This is a genomic window from Caballeronia insecticola, assembly GCF_000402035.1.
In the GTDB taxonomy this organism is placed as follows: domain Bacteria; phylum Pseudomonadota; class Gammaproteobacteria; order Burkholderiales; family Burkholderiaceae; genus Caballeronia; species Caballeronia insecticola.
In genome coordinates this window covers 94721-110905 of the sequence record NC_021288.1, presented here as the reverse complement: position 1 = coordinate 110905, position 16185 = coordinate 94721, and the positions used below count along the sequence as shown (strand labels likewise).

The window sequence follows — 16185 nt, the reverse complement described above, 5'->3', positions numbered from 1 at the left end:
ATGCTCGATTCAACTTTTAAACGTCCGGGTTTCAGTGTTTTCACCTAGAAATTCAGATTTCTATTTTGTCTGCCTCGGACGACTCCTATAATGCCCATACACGAACTGTTGTTCCTTTAGTGGAACGCAGAGATTCCAGAGAAAGGGTGAAAGATGTCTGAACAATGGCGCTGCGCCGGACATGCCGGCGACCTGTCCGAAGACGCACCGATCGAGTTCAAGCTCGACGACGGTGCGGAAATCGGTATCTACAAGGTGGGCGAGGCGCTCTACGCGCTCGAAAACGTCTGCCCGCATGCCTATGCGCTGCTGACGCAAGGCTTCGTCGATGGCGACACCGTCGAATGCCCGCTGCACGAAGCGGTGTTTCATATCCCCACGGGCAAATGCCTGAAAGAGCCCGGCGGACGCGACCTGAAGACGTATTCGGTGCGCCTGGCCGGCGAAGAAATCCAGATCAAGGTGGCGTGACATGGAAAAAGTCGTGAACTTCAATCCGCATCTCAAGCCGTGGCTCGCGCCGCAGCCGAACAACGTCGCGGGCAAGGGCGTGATCGAGAAGCCGGGCGAAACCGAAAACTTCATCTGGCAGACGCGCCGCGCCGAGCCGACTCAATACGAAAACGACTTCGGCGATGCACTCGAACGCGTCTTCGAAGCGGGCGCGCTGGAGCTCGAGCAAGTGGTCGCGGGTCTGAACAAGGACGGCTTCCGCACGCCGGAAGGCGCCGCATGGACCGCCGAACGTCTCGCCGCCGAACTGCGCACGCTCGCCGAATAAAGAAGGAGCACTTTCACATGACGTCCCCTCAGCAACTCACCCCTGCCGCCGATCCCGTTCAGGCTTATCTCGATCGCGGCTTGCGTAACTACTGGTATCCCGTCGCGCCGAGCTGGCAAGTGGCGAACGCGCCCATCGGACTTACGCGTCTCGGCGACCAGATCGTTCTCTGGCGCGACAACGATGGCCATGTTCACGCGCTCGAAGACCGCTGCCCGCATCGCGGCGCGCGTCTGTCGCTCGGCTGGAATCTCGGCGGCAGCGTTGCGTGCTGGTATCACGGCATCGAAGTGGATGGCAGCGGCACCGTGCAGAAAGTGCCGGCCGTGTCGGCGTGTCCGCTCGAAGGCCAGAAGTGCGTGAAGTCGTATCCGGTCGAAGAGCGCGCGGGCGCCATCTTTCTGTGGTTCGGCGACGACGCCAACAAGGAACCCGCGCCGCTCGTGTTGCCGGAAGAACTCGTCGGCGATGAATACGCGAGCTTTCTGTGCATGTCGCACTGGAAGTGCAATTACCAGTACGCGATCGACAACGTGATGGACCCGATGCACGGCGCGTATCTGCACGCGACATCGCATTCGATGGCCGAAGGCGACAAGCAGGCCGACATGCGCGTGCGCAAGACCGATACGGGTCTGATGTTCGAGAAGGTCAATCAGCGCGACGTGAACTTCGACTGGGTGGAACTCGGCGAAACCGGCTGCCTGTGGATGCGTCTTGCGATTCCGTACAAGAAGAAGTTCGGCCCGGGCGGCAACTTCGGGATCATCGGGTTCGCTACGCCCGTCGACGAAGACAACTGCCAGGTCTACTTCTGGCGCACGCGCAAGGTCTCGGGCTGGCAGCGCGATGCATGGCGATTCTTGTATCGCAATCGTCTCGAAGGGCTGCACTGGGCCGTGCTCGAGCAAGACCGCTATGTGCTCGAAAGCCTCGCGCCCAATGCGCGCGCGCACGAATTCCTCTATCAGCACGATGTCGGCATGACGCGCGTGCGTCGCTTATTGAAGCAGCGTGCGCAACAACATCTCGCCGCGCTCGAGGCGCTGCCGAAAAGCGCGGAGCACGCTCATGCGTGATGCGCTCAACGGCCGCCGCGTGCTCGTGACGGGCGGCGCTCGCGGACTGGGCGCGGCCTTCGTGCGTTCGCTCGTCGCGAGCGGCGCGCGCGTCGCGTTCGGCGATGTGCTGCACGCGGAAGGCGAAGCGCTCGCGCGTGAACTGCCCGATGCGCACTTCTTCCCGCTCGATCTGAACGATCCGCAGAGCATCAGCGAGTTCGTCGAAGCAAGCGTGAATGCGTTGGGCGGTCTCGACGGCCTCATCAACAACGCGGCAATCACGAATTCCGGCGGCAAGACGGCGGCAGAACTCACGCCGCAAACGTGGGACGCCGTGATGAGCGTCAACGTGCGCGGCGCGTGGCTCGCGAGCGTCGCGTGCCTGCCGCATCTGCGCGCGTCGGGGCGCGGCGCGATCGTCAACATCGCATCCGACACGGCGATGTGGGGCGCGCCGAAGCTGCTCGCCTATGTCGCGAGCAAGGGCGCGGTGATCGCCATGACGCGCTCGCTCGCGCGCGAATTCGGCGCGGACAACGTGACCGTCAACGCGATCGCGCCCGGCCTGACCGAAGTCGAAGCGACCGCCTACGTGCCCGCCGAACGCCACGAGTATTACCTCAAAGGCCGCGCATTGACGCGCGCGCAAGTGCCCGACGACGTGAACGGCCCCGTGCTGTTCCTGCTCTCGGATGCCGCGCGCTTCGTGACGGGCCAGTTGCTGCCGGTGAACGGCGGCTTCGTGATGAATTGATTCTTTGATTACCGGAACCTGGAGAAAGCAATGGCCGATGCAGATATCGAACGCAAATCGTGGGATCAGCCCGCCGACGCGAATTTTCAGCAATGGATGGACACGCGCGTCGCGCGGCTGGAGACGCGCCGCTACGACTGGGACGCGCTCAAGTTCCAGGCCGACTACGACCCGAAGTATCGCCGCGCGCAGATGCGCTATGTCGGCACGGGCGGCACGGGCGTCGCGAAGGACATGAACACGGTGCCCGCAGGCGGCTTCACGTTTTCGACGATGGTCATTCCCGCCGGCAACATCGGGCCGAGCCACATTCATATCGACGTCGAAGAGATTTTCTTCGTGTTGCGCGGAAAGATGAAAGTGGTCTGCGAGAAGGACGGGCAAACGTGGGAAGCCGTGCTCGGCGAGCGCGATCTCATTTCCGTGCCGCCGGGCGTGTATCGCACGGAGATCAACATCGGCGAGGAAGACGCGTTGATGTGCGTGATGCTCGGCGCATCCAAGCCGATCACGCCGACGTATCCGCCGGATTCGCCGCTGGCCAAGCTGAAACGCTGAGAGGCCGCGATGAACATCGAGACGCTCGCGCGTTTTCCGGACATGCAGATCGATACCACGCACGGCATCACGGGTTATCGCGAGGCGGGTGCGCTGCACTCGCGTGCCCTGCCCGTCGTGCTGCTGCACGGCATCGGCTCGGGCGCGGCGTCGTGGGTTCGGCAGCTCGACGCACTCGGCGCGAAGCGTCGCGTACTTGCGTGGGACGCGCCGGGTTATGGCGTATCGACGCCGGTCCGCGCTGCATCGCCCGTCGCTTCCGACTATGCGAACGCACTGCGCGCGTGGCTCGATGCGCTGGATATCGCGCGCTGCGTGCTCGTCGGGCATTCGCTCGGCGCGATCATCGCGGGTTCGTTCGCGGCCGCCATGCCCGAGCGCGTCGCGGGCTTGTTGTTGATATCGCCCGCTGCGGGTTACGGCGCTGCATCGAAGGACGTGCGCGAATCGAAGCGCGATGCACGCCTGAAGATGCTCGACGAACTCGGCCCGCAAGGACTCGCGCAAGAGCGCAGCGCGAACATGGTGTCGCCATTCGCCGACGATCCCGCGCGCGACTGGGTTCGCTGGAACATGGCGCGCATCGTGCCCGCAGGTTACGCGCAAGCGACGCATCTGCTGGCCAATGCCGATCTCGCCACGGACATCGCGCGCTTTCACGGACGCATGGCCGTTGCAGTGGGCGCGGAAGACGCGATCACGCCGCCCGCCGCCTGTGCGCCCATCGCGCAGGCCGCGCATGTCAGCCTGCAAGTGATCCCGCGTGCCGGACATGCGGGCTATGTCGAATCTCCCGCCGCCTATACGGCGCTGATCGACTCGTTTTGCCAGGGCATCGAATGTCACATGAAAGACGGAGTACCGCAATGACATCCATCGCCACGGAAGAAGCCGACAAGGGCGAACCGACCTATATCGTGCCGGGACTCGAACGCGGCCTCAAGATTCTCACCGAGTTTTCGCCGCGCGAACCGGTGCTCGGCGCACCCGAATTGTCGCGGCGCCTGGGCATTCCGCGCACGACAGTGTTCCGCTTGCTGCAGACGCTCGAATCGCTCGGCTTTCTGGAGCGCGCCGACAAGGACCGCAATTATCGGCTCGGCGTGGCCGTGCTGCGCCTCGGCTTCGAATATCTGAGTTCGCTCGAACTCACCGATCTCGGCCTGCCGGTGATCGAAGCATTGCGCGATGCGACCGGGCTCACGAGCCACATCCTGATCCGCGATGGCCGCGATGTCGTGTTCGTGGCCAAGGCGCAGAGTCACGCGCCGATCTTCAGTTCGGTGAAGGTGAACGTCGGCACGCGACTGCCCGCGCATGCGACCACGCACGGTCACGTTCTGATGGGCGATCTCTCGCTCGACGAACTGCGCGCGCTTTATCCCGAGGCGCATCTCGAACGCTTCACGAAGTCGACGCCGGAGACGGTCGAAGAACTGTACGAGCGCGTGAAAGAAGACGCCGAACGCGGCTTCGCGACGAGTCAATCGTCGTTCGAGCGCGGCATTTCCGTCGTCACCGCGCCGGTGCGCAACGACACGGGACGCATCGTCGCCGTCATCACGACGACGATTCCGCGTCCCGAGATCGACGCCGCGCTGCTCGAAACCGGGCTCATCGACCGCGTGCGCGAAGCCGCCGACACGCTCTCGATGCGTCTCAACTATCGTCCGGCCGCGCGTGCTGCCACGCCGAGCCGCTATATGAAGTCTCTGGGGTTGCAATGATTCAGATCGATCTTTCAGGGCAGGTCGCGGTGGTGACCGGCGGTTCGTCGGGCATCGGCTACGCGACGGCGCGTCTGTTCTTGCAGGCAGGCGCATCGGTGGCCATTTGCGGACGCGACGGCGAACGGCTCGATGCCGCGCAAGCCGCGCTCGCCAAAGAATTTCCGCAAGCCCCATTGCTCGCCGCGCGCTGCGACGTGCTCGACGAGAGCCAGGTGAACGCCTTCGCGGCGCGCGTGATGGAACGCTTCGGCCGCATCGACATGCTGGTGAACAACGCGGGACAGGGTCGCGTCTCCACCTTCGCCGATACCACCGACGCCGCCTGGCGCCAAGAACTCGACCTGAAGTACTTCAGCATCATCCGTCCGACGCGCGCCTTTCTGCCGATGCTGAAGGACGCGCCGGCACCCGCGATCGTCTGCGTGAACTCGCTGCTCGCGTTGCAGCCGGAGCCGCACATGGTCGCGACATCGTCCGCGCGGGCGGGCGTGCTGAGCCTCGTGAAATCGCTCGCGACGGAGCTTGCGCCGCAACGCATCCGCGTCAATTCGATTCTGATCGGCATCGTCGAATCGGGGCAATGGAAGCGTCGCTATCAGGACTATCTCCAGCAAGCACAAGAACCGCGCCAGAGCTGGCAGCAATGGACCGCCGAGCTCGCGCGCAAGAAAAACATTCAGCTTGGCCGCTTCGGCCTGCCCGAAGAAGCCGCACAGGCGCTCTTTTATCTCGCAACAACGCTGTCGTCGTACACGACCGGCAGCCATATCGATGTTTCCGGAGGCTTTGCTCGTCATGTCTAAAACCACCACCGTCGGCGAACTGATTGCCGCGTTCCTCGAACAATGCGGCGTGCGCACGGCGTTCGGCGTGATCTCGATCCACAACATGCCGATCCTCGACGCGATCGGCCGGCGCGGCAACATCCGCTATGTCGGCGCACGCGGCGAAGCAGGCGCGCTCAACATGGCCGACGGCCTCGCGCGCGTTTCGGGCGAACTGGGCGTCGCGTTCACCTCGACCGGCACGGCGGCGGGCAATGCAGCCGGCGCGATGGTCGAAGCCCTCACGGCGGGCACGGCGCTCGTGCATATCACCGGGCAGATCGAAACCGAATATCTCGATCAGGACCTCGCCTATATCCACGAAGCGCCCGATCAACTGGCGATGCTGCAATCCATCTCGAAGGCCGCGTTCCGCGTGCGCACGGTCGATACCGCGCTGCCGACGATTCGCGAAGCCGTACGCGTGGCGTTGACGGCGCCGGCAGGCCCAGTGAGCGTCGAGATTCCGATCGACATTCAGGCGGCGCAAATCGAATGGCCCGCCGATCTCGCCGCGCCGCACGTGGGCACGCTCACGCACGACAGCCTGCGCGTGAAGCAACTCGCCGATGCGCTCACGAACGCGAAGCGCCCGTTGCTGTGGCTCGGCGGTGGCACGCGGCATGCGCGCGGTGCGGTCGAACGTCTGGTCAAGCTCGGCTTCGGCGTGGTGACGAGCGTGCAGGGTCGCGGCGTGCTGCCGGAAGATCATCCGGCGACGCTCGGCGCGTTCAACGTGCATCCGTCCGTCGAAGCGTTCTACAAGACTTGCGATGCGCTCGTCGTCGTCGGCTCGCGTCTGCGCGGCAACGAGACGCTCAAGTACAAGCTCGCGCTGCCGCAACCGCTCTATCGCGTCGATGCCGATGCCCTCGCCGACAACCGTGGCTATCGCAACGAACTCTTCGTGCATGGCGATGCATCGTCGGTGCTCGATGAACTCGCGACGCTGCTCGAAGGCCGCATCCGCATCGATCCGGCGTTCGCGGGCGATCTCGCCGCCGCGCGCGAAACGGCCGTCGCCGAAGTGTCGAAGGGACTGGGACCGTACAAGCGTCTCGTCGATTCCTTGCAACGCGCCGTGGGCCGCGACTACAACTGGGTGCGCGACGTCACGATCTCGAACAGCACGTGGGGCAATCGCCTGCTGAAGATCTTCAACCCGCGCGCGGGCGTGCATGCGCTCGGCGGCGGCATCGGTCAGGGCATGCAGATGGCGATCGGCGCGGCGCTTTCCGGCGCGGCGAAGAAGACTGTGTGCCTCGTCGGCGACGGCGGCCTGATGGTGAACGTCGGCGAACTCGCGACCGCCGTGCAGGAAAAAGCGAACGTGATGATCGTGCTGATGAACGATCAGTGCTATGGCGTGATCCGCAACATTCAAGACGCGCAGTACGGCGGACGCCGCATGTTCGTCGATCTGCATCAGCCGGATTTCGCGCAGTTCTGCGCGAGTCTCGGCCTTGCACATCGCCGCATTACGTCGCTCGATCAGGCCGATGACATCGTGCGTGAAGGGCTCGCGATCGAAGGTCCGGTGCTCGTCGAAGTGGACATGCTGTCGGTCGGTTCGTTCGCGACCGCGTTCGCCGGGCCGCCCGTGAAGAAGGAAGAGCCGAAGGAGCCGGAATATGCGTGATCCCCGTCATGCGCAACATGCGATCGACATTGCGATGATCGGCTTCGGCGCGATCGGCTCCGCGGTCTTTCGCGCAGTCGACCGCGATCCGCGCGTGCGCATCTCGCACGTGATCGTGCCGGAACGCGATCGCGCTCACGTGCGCTCGGTGCTGGGCGATCGTGTGGATGTCGTCTCGCGCGTCGATGCGCTCGCGAGTCATCCGGAGTTCGCACTCGAATGCGCGGGACACGCGGCGCTCGTCGATCACGTCGTGCCGCTTTTGAAGTCGGGCACGGATTGCGCGGTGGCCTCGATCGGCGCACTGTCGGAAGCCGGTTTGCTCGATGCGCTGTCGCTCGCCGCCGATGAAGGCGCGGCCACGATCACGCTGTTGTCGGGCGCGATCGGCGGCGTCGATGCGCTCGCGGCGGCCAAGGAAGGCGGCCTCGACGACGTGCAGTACACCGGCCGCAAGCCGCCGCTCGGCTGGCTCGGCACGCCGGCGGAAAGCCTGTGCGATCTGAAGTCGCTGACCGAAGAGCGGGTGATTTTCGAGGGCACCGCACGCGACGCCGCGCGGCTCTATCCGAAGAACGCGAACGTCGCGGCGACCATCGCGCTGGCGGGCCTCGGACTCGACGGCACGCGCGTGCGTCTGATCGCCGATCCGGCTGTCGAGCGCAACGTGCATCGCATCGTCGCGCGTGGCGCGTTCGGCGAGATGTCGCTCGAAATGAGCGGCAAGCCGTTGCCGTCGAATCCCAAGACATCCGCGCTCACGGCGTTCAGCGCGATCCGTGCGTTGCGCAATCGCGCCGCGCGCTGCGTGATCTAAGGAGTTTTCGCAAGATGAATCATCCCGACACCTCGCTCCTGACCTCCGGCGATATTTTCGTCGGCGGCGAATGGCGCAAAGGACGCGCCAATCCATACGCGAGCATTTATCCCGCGGACCAGTCGATCAACGCGGAAATCAGCACGGCCAATGCCGACGATGCGCGCGAAGCCGTCGAATGCGCCGATCGCGCGTTCAGGAAAGCCGACTGGGCCGGACTGAAGCCGCATCAGCGCGCCGCCGTTCTGCATCGCATCGCCGGGTTGATCGAAGCGCGTCACGAAGCGCTCGCGCAACTCCAGCGCCGCGACAACGGCAAGCCGATCAGCGAAACGCGCGGACTCGTCACGAGCGCGGCGAACACGTTCCGCTATTTCGCGTCGTGCCTCGAAACGCTCGAAGAAGAACTGACGCCCGCGCGCGGCGACTATCTGACGATGAGCGTGCATGAACCGCTCGGCGTCGTCGCGGCGATCACGCCGTGGAATTCGCCGATCGCCTCCGATGCGCAGAAGCTCGCGCCCGCGCTCGCCGCCGGAAACGCCGTCGTGCTGAAGCCCGCCGAAGTGACGCCGCTCGCCTCGCTCGCGCTCGCGCGCATCTGCGAGGAAGCGGGCGTGCCGCGCGGCGTCGTGAGCGTGCTACCGGGCAAGGGTTCGGTGATCGGCGACGCGCTCGTGCGTCATCCGCTCGTGAAGAAGGTCGCGTTCACGGGCGGCACCGAAGTGGGACGCGGCATTGCGCGGCTCGCGGCGGAAAAGCTGATGCCGGTGTCGCTGGAACTGGGCGGCAAGTCGCCGACCATCGTCTATGCGGACGCCGATCTCGATCATGCCGTCAACGGCGTGCTGTACGGCATTTTCAGTTCGTCGGGCGAATCGTGCATTGCGGGTTCGCGGCTGTTCGTCGAGCGCCGCGTGTATGGCGAATTCATGGCGCGGCTCGTCGAAGGCGCGCGCAAGCTGCGGGTCGGCGATCCGTCGCGCGAGAACACGCAGATGGGTCCGCTCATCACGGCGCAGCATCGCGAGAGCATCGAAAAATATGTCGCGCTCGGGCTGGAAGAAGGCGGCAAGCTGCTGTGCGGCGGCGAGCGTCCGAGCGGCGATGGCCGCGACAAAGGCTTCTTCTATCTGCCGACGATCATCGAAGGTCTCGCGAACGACGCCCGCATGTGCCAGGAAGAAATCTTCGGGCCGGTGCTCGCCGCGCTGCCTTTCGACGACGAAGCCGCCTTGCTCGAACAGGCCAACGACAGCGTGTTCGGCCTGGCCGCCGGCATCTGGACGCGCGACTACAAACGCGCATGGCATACGGCGCGCGCGCTGAACACCGGCACGGTGTGGATCAACACCTATAAGCAGTTTTCGATTTCGACGCCTTTCGGCGGCTGGAAGGACAGCGGCATGGGACGCGAGAAAGGCCGGCTCGGCCTGCGCGAATACATGCAGCAGAAGAGCCTTTACTGGGGCTTGAACGACGCCCCGCTGCCGTGGGCCAACTGAGCTTGAGACGAGGCGGCTATGACCATCCTTGGCATTGAACGAATCACTTATGGCGTGACGGACCTCGACACCTGCTGGCGTTTTTTCGCCGACTGGGGTTTGAAGGAAGTCGCGCACGACGAAACGCGCGCGCGTTTCGAAACCCTCAACGGCTGCACGGTCATGCTCGCGCTCGCGACCGATCCCGCGCTGCCGCCCGCGTTCGAAGGCGGCCCGACATTGCGCGAGGTGACGTGGGGCGTCGCGACGCGCGCCGAACTGGATGCGCTGCGCGGACGTTTCGCGGGCCAGCCCGGCCACTTCGAAAGCGATGACGCAATCGGCTGCATCGATCCGAACGGCATGGCGATTCGCGTCGAAGTGACGACGAAGCGCGCTATCGACGTGAAAGGCTCGCCCTCGAACGTGTGGGGACAAACCTTGCGCGTCGATACGCCCAGCCCGGTCTATGACCGCGCGGAGCCGGTGGAAGTGGGCCATGTCGTGTTCTTCACGAACTGCGTCGCGGAACAGGAAAAGTTCTATCACGAGCTGCTCGGCTTCGAGACCTCGGACCGCTATCCGGGCCGCGGCGCGTTCATGCGCTGCGCGCCGCACGGCGGTCATCACGACCTGTTCCTGCTGCAATTGCCCGACGGCAAGCGCGGTCTGAACCACGTCGCGTTCACCGTGCGCGATATCCACGAAGTCTTCGGCGGAGGGCTGCATATCAGCCGCTGCGGCTGGACTACGCAGCTCGGACCGGGACGTCATCCGGTGTCGTCGGCGTACTTCTGGTACTTCAAAAATCCGGCGGGCGGTCTCATCGAGTATTACGCCGATGAAGACATGCTCACGCCCGAATGGCAGCCGCGCGATTTCGAGCCCGGCCCGACCGTGTTCGCCGAATGGGCCGTCGACGGCGGTCTCGACGGCAACACGCGCCGCCAGAAAGACGCGAAGGCGCCCGAAGGCAAGTTCATGACGGAGCGGAAAAATGGCTGATCTCGGAACAGTCGTCGTGATCGGCGGCGGGCAGGCGGCGGGCTGGATCGTGAAAACGCTGCGCAAGGAAGGCTTCGAGGGCCGCCTCGTGATGATCGCCGATGAAATCCATCTGCCCTACGAGCGTCCGCCGCTGTCGAAGGCCGTGCTCGCGGGCGAAGCGGATATCGGCACCGTGCGCATCGTCGATCACGATGCGTTCGCCGCGTTGAACGTCGAAGCATGGCAGCCGGAATGCGCGGCATCGATCGATCGCGAAGCGTGCGTCGTGCGCACCGCGAGCGGCCGCGAAGTGCACTACGACCGCCTTGTGATCGCAACGGGCGGCGCCGCGCGGCGTCTGCCGGCGTCGCTCGTGAAGACTTCGCATCTCGCCTATTTGCGCACGCTCGACGATGCGCTCGTCATCGGCCAGCGTCTGCGCGAAAGCCACAGCAAGCGGCTGCTGGTGATCGGCGGCGGATGGATCGGACTGGAAGTCGCAGCGACCGCGAAGAAGCTCGGCGTCGACGTAACCGTGATCGAAGGCGCGCCGCGTTTGTGCGGACGTTCGGTGCCGGAGAGCGTGTCCGCGTTTCTGCTGAAACTGCATCGCGATAACGGCGTCGATGTGCGGCTGAATGCGTCGCTCGTATCGCTCGACGACTTCGGCTACGGCGTGCGCGCGCAACTCGCCGACGGCACCACGCTCGACGCGGATTTCGCCGTTGCGGGCATCGGCTTGACGCCGCATACAGCGATCGCGGAGCGCGCGGGCATCGAAGTGAACGACGGCATCGTCGTCGATGAATTCGGCGCGACGAGCGATGCGCGCGTGTTCGCGTGCGGCGATGTCGCCAATCATCCGAACGCGTGGCTCAAGCGCCGCGTGCGGCTCGAATCGTGGGCGAATGCGCAGAACCAGGCGATCGCCACGGCGCGCGCGGTGCTCGGCCTGCGCACGCCGTATGACGAGATTCCGTGGTTCTGGTCGGATCAATACGACGTGAACCTGCAAATTCTCGGCGACATTCCGCCGGGCGCGACGCCGGTCGTGCGCGGCGATCTGGACGCACGGCGCGCATCGCTGTTCTTCCTCGACGGCGACGCGTTGCGCGGCGTCATCGCGATCAATGCGACGCGCGATCTGAAGGTCGCGAAGAAGTGGATGAGTCAGGGACGCGCGGTCGATATCGCGGCACTCGCCGACACGGCGAAAGCGCTCGCATAACACACTCTCGGGAGCAGGCATGAGGAGCATGGGCAATACGGTCGTCCAACACGGCGGCACTGCAACAACCGTCGCCGACGCGGGCGCGGCCGCTCACGCGGTGACGAAGGGATCGATCATCGCGCGCATCGAGCGGCTTCCCGCCAACGCGATGCAAGTGCGCGCGCGTATTCTGATCGGCGCGGCGACTTTCTTCGATGGCTTCGATGTCATCGTCATCGCGGCGACGTTGCCGCTCCTGATCCAGAAGTGGGGACTCACGCCGGGACAGGTCGGCTTTCTGATCGCGTCGGGTTCCATCGGGCAACTGATCGGCGCGTTCCTGTTTCCATCGCTCGCGGAACGTTATGGACGCGTGCGTTCGATCGCGTGGAGCTCTGGCATCATCGGGCTGACGAGTATCGCGTGCGGCTTCGCGCCTTCGTTCGCGGTGTTCGTCGCGTTGCGTATCGTGCAGGGGCTGGGGCTGGGCGGCGAGTTGCCCGTCGCGGCGACCTACATCAACGAGATCACGCGCGCGCATGGACGCGGGCGCTTCGTGCTGCTCTACGAGATCGTGTTCCCGATCGGCCTGCTCGCATCGAATGCGCTCGGCGCGTGGATCGTGCCGCGCTTCGGCTGGGAAGCGATGTATTTCATCGGCGGCGTGCCGCTCGTGCTGTTCTTCCTGTTGCGCACGCTGGTGCCGGAGTCGCCGCGCTGGCTCGGCGAACGCGGCCGCATGCACGAAGCGGGCGATGCCCTCGCCGCGTTCGAAGCGACCGTGAAGCAGCCGCTGCCGCCGCTCGGCAATCTCGCCGAGTTCGAAGCGATGGCGAGCCGTCATCCGAAGCGCCGCCGCCTCGATCTGATCGGCCCGGCGTATCTGAAGCGCACGATTGCCGTCGCCCTCTTGTGGATGACGTGCGGCGTGCTGCAGTACGGTCTCTCGACGTGGCTGCCGACGATCTACAAGACCGTCTATCACGCGCCGCTGCAACTCGCGCTGAATCTTGCGGTCGCGGCATCGGTGCTCGGCGTGCTGGGGTCGCTGACGTGCGCGCTGATCGTCGACAAGGTCGGGCGCAAGCCGGTCATCAACTGGTCGTTCGTGCTGTGCGCGGTGTCGCTGGTTTTCGCGGGCGTATTCGTCGCGCAATCGGTGTATGTGGTCGCGACCTTCTGTGCGCTCGCGCTCGGCTTCATGGCGTGCGGCTTCATCACTGCGTATGTCTATACGCCCGAACTCTATCCGACCAGCATCCGCGCGTTCGGATGCGGACTCGGCGGCGCTTGGCTCAAGATCGCGGCGATCTTCGCGCCCGCGCTGGTCGGCAAGACGCTGATGGGCGGGAACATGAACGTCGCGTTTTATGCGCTGGCCGTGGTGCCGGTGGTGGCGGCGGTGGCCGTGCACTTCATGGGCATCGAGACGAAGGGTAAGGTGCTGGAACAGCTTGAAGTGTGATGTTTTGATCGGGCCCGGCGGTTGGCATTGCCGGGCCTGATCTTTGAAGCTACTGGAATTTCACCGGGACCGGCCGCGTCAACAGATCGACATAAAAGTTGAAGAAACGATTGTTGTCGTAGCGCGTGACGTAGGTGATCTTCTGCGGCGACGCACCGGCCGCCGGCACATCCGGATAGACGCGCACGTGGCCCTGATCTTCGCCGGGCGTCGTGTCGATGTCGAGATACGCGCTTTGAGTCTGAGTCGCGTAAGTCGGATCGAGGAAGTAACCGATCGTCAGCGTGTCGTAGATGTCCGTGTTGGTGGCGAACGCGCCCGCGTTGGCGACGGCATAGACCTTCGTCACGGCCGTCTGCCCGGTCGACGGATTGACGATCTGATTGAAGACCGATTCGGTCAGCGGCACCGTGTTGGTCACGTCGAGCGGAATGACTTTCTGCGGAATCGACGTTTGCAGCAGCGTGCGCACGGCGACCGGATCGAACCACCAGTTCAGTTCGCCGACTGCGTTTGCGTTGCCCGGCACGTTCATCGCGCCGCCCATATACACGATGCCCTTGATCAGCGGCACGATCTCCGGCGCCTTCTGCACGGCGGTCGCGAGATTGGTCGGCGGCCCGACTTCAATGATCGTCACCTGGTTGGGATAGCGCTTGACGGTCGCGATGATGAAGTCCGCCGCGCTCTGGCTCTGCAGCTTCGCCGAGGTTGCAAAGCCGTCGGGCGGCGCTGTCAGTTGCGATTGCTGCGTCGGCTCGGGACGCATCCACGCGCCGAAATAACCATTCGGATTGGCGGCCTGCTGCGCGCGGATGCTCGCGACATCGTATTGCAGCGGATAGTTCGCGCCTGCATACACGCCGACCTTGTCCTGCACGCCCATGCGTTCGACGGCCTTGAGCGCGTCGGCCTCTTCCTGCAACAGCCAGTCGTTGCCGGTCACGACGCACAGGCCCAAAAGGTTCACCTTGCCTTCGCCCATGAGCTGGGTTGTCATCGCGAAGAGCTGACCGTCGTCGCCCATCGTGTTGAAGTCCGAATCGATGACGATTTTCGGTGCGTTGGAATAGGCGGGTTGATTGTCGTCGGAGCCGCCGCAACCGGCAATCGCGCTTGCGATGACAAGTGGAATGATCAGGAATGCCGCGCTGCAACGTCGCATGGTGATGTCTCCCGAACCGTTTCGTATAGTGGGCGCGCCGTTGGGAGGCGCGATTCATTCTACGATCGATCCGGGAGTGGTGCCGGACGCGGCCTGCGCGGCCGCTCCGGCTTGCTGCTTAGATGCTAAGAGAGGAGCCGGGCGCTCAGCTCTTGGCCTTAGGCATCTGCGATACCAGCGACAGGCCGATATCCATGCCTTCCACCTGGAAGTGCGGCACGATGAACAGCTTGATGCGGAAGAAGCCCGGATTGTCCTCGATGTCTTCGACCATCACCTTCGCCTCGCGCAGCGGGTGCGATGCCTGCAGCTCGTCGCCCGGATCCTTCATCTCGGTCACGAGACCCTTGATCCAGTTGTTCAGCTCCAGTTCGAGCAGACGACGGTCCTTCGTGGTGCCGATGTTCTCGCGCTGAATCAGCTTCAGATAATGCGCGATACGCGAGAGCAGGAAGATATACGGCAGACGCGCATTGATGCGGCTGTTCGCCGTAGCTTCCTTGGTCTCGTAAAGCGCCGGCTTCTGACTCGAATTCGCCGAGAAGAAGCACGCGAAATCGTGGTTCTTGTAGAACGACAGCGGAATGAAGCCGAGGTTGGCGAACTCGAACTCGCGCGTCTCGGGAATCAGCACTTCGGTCGGAATCTTCGGCTGCACGCCCGTGCCGAGGTCGTACAAATGCACTGGCAGGTCTTCCACCTTGCCGCCCGCCTGCGGGCCGCGAATCTGCACGCACCAGCCGTTGTTCACGAAGCTGCGCGTCATGTTCGCGGCGAATGCGAACGATGCATTCACCCACAGATAGCGATCATGGTCGGGGCCCTTGACCTGCTCTTCGTAGTTGAACGCGCGCACCGGCGTGGTGTCCTTGCCGTACGGCAGACGGCCGAGCACGCGCGGCATGACGAGACCGACATAGCGCGCGTCGTCCGTATCGCGGAAGCTCTTCCACTTGATGTACTCGGCGCGATCGAAGTAGTTGCCGATATCCTGAATCGCGGCGACTTCTTCCATCGACTTTTTGCCGAAGAAGGCGGGACCCACGGAGCCGATGAACGGCATATGCGCCGCAGCCGACACCTTCGAGATATTGCGCAGAAGCGAGACGTCCTGCGGCGTGTTGTCGAATTCGAAGTCGCTGATCAACGCGCTGATCGGCTGGCCGCCCGGCGTGTCGTACTCCTCGATATAGGCCAGGCGATATAGCCCGCTCTGGATCAGTTCCGGCGCGTCCTCGAAATCGCGGATGAGCGCGTCCTTCGACACGTCCAGCACTTCGATACGCGAATTCTTGCGGAAATCCGTCCGGCTCACGAGCATCTTCAGGCCGCGCCAGCGCCCTTCCAGCGCCTGAAACGCGGGGGCATGCATCACGGCGTCGAGCTGCTTGCTGATCTGGCGATCCAGTTGGCCGATGAAGAAGTCCAGCAGCGACTTGTCCAGACGGTCCACCGGCTTGCTGGTCTGCGCGACCAGATCGAGGAACGCGCCCATGCCGCGAGCGAGGCGCTCACCGGCGGAAGCTTCGGAAAGCATGTCGTTGTCGCGGAACGCTTCGAGCGGACGGGCCTTCGACACCGGGCTCAAATTGATCTTGTTGCACAGCGACGTGTACACGCTTTCGCCAACAAACTCTTGCGGCGCGTCCAGAACGACGGTGTCGCCAGCGTTGCCCGAACGGGCTTCTTTCTTGCTCATTGATTATCCTG

At 64.1% G+C, this 16185-nt stretch carries 16 protein-coding genes; 14 read left to right on the top strand and 2 right to left on the bottom strand.

Features of this window, described 5'->3' with window-relative positions; all coding sequences use genetic code 11:
- The first annotated feature begins 153 nt into the window (after nucleotides 1-153).
- The 14 genes from BRPE64_RS21210 to BRPE64_RS21145 are packed head-to-tail and all read left to right on the top strand — an operon-like array spanning nucleotide 154 to nucleotide 13310.
- Nucleotides 154-471 (top strand): non-heme iron oxygenase ferredoxin subunit, encoded by a 318-nt coding sequence (locus BRPE64_RS21210; RefSeq protein ID WP_016346901.1) that lies wholly within the window; start codon nucleotides 154-156, stop codon nucleotides 469-471.
- Between the two features lies 1 nt (nucleotide 472).
- Entirely contained in the window at nucleotides 473-781 is a 309-nt protein-coding gene (locus BRPE64_RS21205; RefSeq protein ID WP_016346900.1) for a recombinase-like helix-turn-helix domain-containing protein, read from the top strand.
- Nucleotides 782-798: 17 nt separating this feature from the next.
- The gene (locus BRPE64_RS21200) at nucleotides 799-1860 is read left to right on the top strand and encodes an aromatic ring-hydroxylating dioxygenase subunit alpha (protein WP_016346899.1); all 1062 of its coding nucleotides are present in this window, start codon (nucleotides 799-801) and stop codon (nucleotides 1858-1860) included.
- Nucleotides 1853-2596: an SDR family oxidoreductase gene (locus BRPE64_RS21195; protein ID WP_016346898.1), complete on the top strand. Its 744-nt coding sequence runs from the start codon at nucleotides 1853-1855 to the stop codon at nucleotides 2594-2596. The genes BRPE64_RS21200 and BRPE64_RS21195 overlap by 8 nt, the downstream gene beginning before the upstream one ends.
- 30 nt (nucleotides 2597-2626) lie before the next feature.
- A complete protein-coding gene (locus BRPE64_RS21190; RefSeq protein ID WP_016346897.1) occupies nucleotides 2627-3154 on the top strand; it encodes a cupin domain-containing protein in 528 nt (175 codons plus the stop codon).
- Nucleotides 3155-3163: 9 nt separating this feature from the next.
- On the top strand, nucleotides 3164-4024 hold the full coding sequence (locus tag BRPE64_RS21185) for an alpha/beta fold hydrolase (protein ID WP_016346896.1): 861 nt from the start codon (nucleotides 3164-3166) through the stop codon (nucleotides 4022-4024).
- Nucleotides 4021-4881 carry an IclR family transcriptional regulator gene (locus tag BRPE64_RS21180; RefSeq protein WP_016346895.1) on the top strand — a complete coding sequence of 287 codons (861 nt, stop codon included), beginning with the start codon at nucleotides 4021-4023 and terminating at the stop codon, nucleotides 4879-4881. The genes BRPE64_RS21185 and BRPE64_RS21180 overlap by 4 nt, the downstream gene beginning before the upstream one ends.
- On the top strand, nucleotides 4878-5687 hold the full coding sequence (locus BRPE64_RS21175; RefSeq protein WP_016346894.1) for an SDR family oxidoreductase: 810 nt from the start codon (nucleotides 4878-4880) through the stop codon (nucleotides 5685-5687). The genes BRPE64_RS21180 and BRPE64_RS21175 overlap by 4 nt, the downstream gene beginning before the upstream one ends.
- Entirely contained in the window at nucleotides 5680-7347 is a 1668-nt protein-coding gene (locus tag BRPE64_RS21170; protein WP_016346893.1) for a thiamine pyrophosphate-binding protein, read from the top strand. Before BRPE64_RS21175 ends, BRPE64_RS21170 begins: the two co-directional genes overlap by 8 nt.
- Nucleotides 7340-8164: an aspartate dehydrogenase gene (locus BRPE64_RS21165; protein WP_016346892.1), complete on the top strand. Its 825-nt coding sequence runs from the start codon at nucleotides 7340-7342 to the stop codon at nucleotides 8162-8164. Before BRPE64_RS21170 ends, BRPE64_RS21165 begins: the two co-directional genes overlap by 8 nt.
- Before the next feature lie 14 nt (nucleotides 8165-8178).
- Nucleotides 8179-9669 carry an aldehyde dehydrogenase gene (locus tag BRPE64_RS21160; protein ID WP_016346891.1) on the top strand — a complete coding sequence of 497 codons (1491 nt, stop codon included), beginning with the start codon at nucleotides 8179-8181 and terminating at the stop codon, nucleotides 9667-9669.
- Between the two features lie 18 nt (nucleotides 9670-9687).
- Nucleotides 9688-10653, top strand: coding sequence for a VOC family protein (locus tag BRPE64_RS21155; protein WP_016346890.1), 966 nt, complete (start codon nucleotides 9688-9690; stop codon nucleotides 10651-10653).
- The gene (locus BRPE64_RS21150) at nucleotides 10646-11863 is read left to right on the top strand and encodes an NAD(P)/FAD-dependent oxidoreductase (protein ID WP_016346889.1); all 1218 of its coding nucleotides are present in this window, start codon (nucleotides 10646-10648) and stop codon (nucleotides 11861-11863) included. The genes BRPE64_RS21155 and BRPE64_RS21150 overlap by 8 nt, the downstream gene beginning before the upstream one ends.
- A gap of 28 nt (nucleotides 11864-11891) precedes the next feature.
- A complete protein-coding gene (locus BRPE64_RS21145) occupies nucleotides 11892-13310 on the top strand; it encodes an MFS transporter (RefSeq protein WP_016346888.1) in 1419 nt (472 codons plus the stop codon).
- A 49-nt stretch (nucleotides 13311-13359) separates the two neighbouring features.
- Here BRPE64_RS21145 and BRPE64_RS21140 read toward each other — a convergent pair whose 3' ends face one another.
- Together BRPE64_RS21140 and tssC are read right to left on the bottom strand one after the other, a co-directional pair.
- Nucleotides 13360-14475, bottom strand: coding sequence for a nucleoside hydrolase (locus BRPE64_RS21140; RefSeq protein WP_016346887.1), 1116 nt, complete (start codon nucleotides 14473-14475; stop codon nucleotides 13360-13362).
- Nucleotides 14476-14620: 145 nt separating this feature from the next.
- Nucleotides 14621-16174, bottom strand: a complete 1554-nt coding sequence (gene tssC / locus BRPE64_RS21135; protein ID WP_016346886.1) for a type VI secretion system contractile sheath large subunit — start codon at nucleotides 16172-16174, stop codon at nucleotides 14621-14623.
- Nucleotides 16175-16185 lie beyond the last annotated feature (11 nt).

Coding starts and splice junctions, on each gene's coding strand:
- BRPE64_RS21210 (WP_016346901.1), top strand. CDS start 154: ATGTCTGAACAATGGCGCTGCGCCGGACATGCCGGCGACCTGTCCGAA.
- BRPE64_RS21205 (WP_016346900.1), top strand. CDS start 473: ATGGAAAAAGTCGTGAACTTCAATCCGCATCTCAAGCCGTGGCTCGCG.
- BRPE64_RS21200 (WP_016346899.1), top strand. CDS start 799: ATGACGTCCCCTCAGCAACTCACCCCTGCCGCCGATCCCGTTCAGGCT.
- BRPE64_RS21195 (WP_016346898.1), top strand. CDS start 1,853: ATGCGTGATGCGCTCAACGGCCGCCGCGTGCTCGTGACGGGCGGCGCT.
- BRPE64_RS21190 (WP_016346897.1), top strand. CDS start 2,627: ATGGCCGATGCAGATATCGAACGCAAATCGTGGGATCAGCCCGCCGAC.
- BRPE64_RS21185 (WP_016346896.1), top strand. CDS start 3,164: ATGAACATCGAGACGCTCGCGCGTTTTCCGGACATGCAGATCGATACC.
- BRPE64_RS21180 (WP_016346895.1), top strand. CDS start 4,021: ATGACATCCATCGCCACGGAAGAAGCCGACAAGGGCGAACCGACCTAT.
- BRPE64_RS21175 (WP_016346894.1), top strand. CDS start 4,878: ATGATTCAGATCGATCTTTCAGGGCAGGTCGCGGTGGTGACCGGCGGT.
- BRPE64_RS21170 (WP_016346893.1), top strand. CDS start 5,680: ATGTCTAAAACCACCACCGTCGGCGAACTGATTGCCGCGTTCCTCGAA.
- BRPE64_RS21165 (WP_016346892.1), top strand. CDS start 7,340: ATGCGTGATCCCCGTCATGCGCAACATGCGATCGACATTGCGATGATC.
- BRPE64_RS21160 (WP_016346891.1), top strand. CDS start 8,179: ATGAATCATCCCGACACCTCGCTCCTGACCTCCGGCGATATTTTCGTC.
- BRPE64_RS21155 (WP_016346890.1), top strand. CDS start 9,688: ATGACCATCCTTGGCATTGAACGAATCACTTATGGCGTGACGGACCTC.
- BRPE64_RS21150 (WP_016346889.1), top strand. CDS start 10,646: ATGGCTGATCTCGGAACAGTCGTCGTGATCGGCGGCGGGCAGGCGGCG.
- BRPE64_RS21145 (WP_016346888.1), top strand. CDS start 11,892: ATGGGCAATACGGTCGTCCAACACGGCGGCACTGCAACAACCGTCGCC.
- BRPE64_RS21140 (WP_016346887.1), bottom strand. CDS start 14,475: ATGCGACGTTGCAGCGCGGCATTCCTGATCATTCCACTTGTCATCGCA.
- tssC (WP_016346886.1), bottom strand. CDS start 16,174: ATGAGCAAGAAAGAAGCCCGTTCGGGCAACGCTGGCGACACCGTCGTT.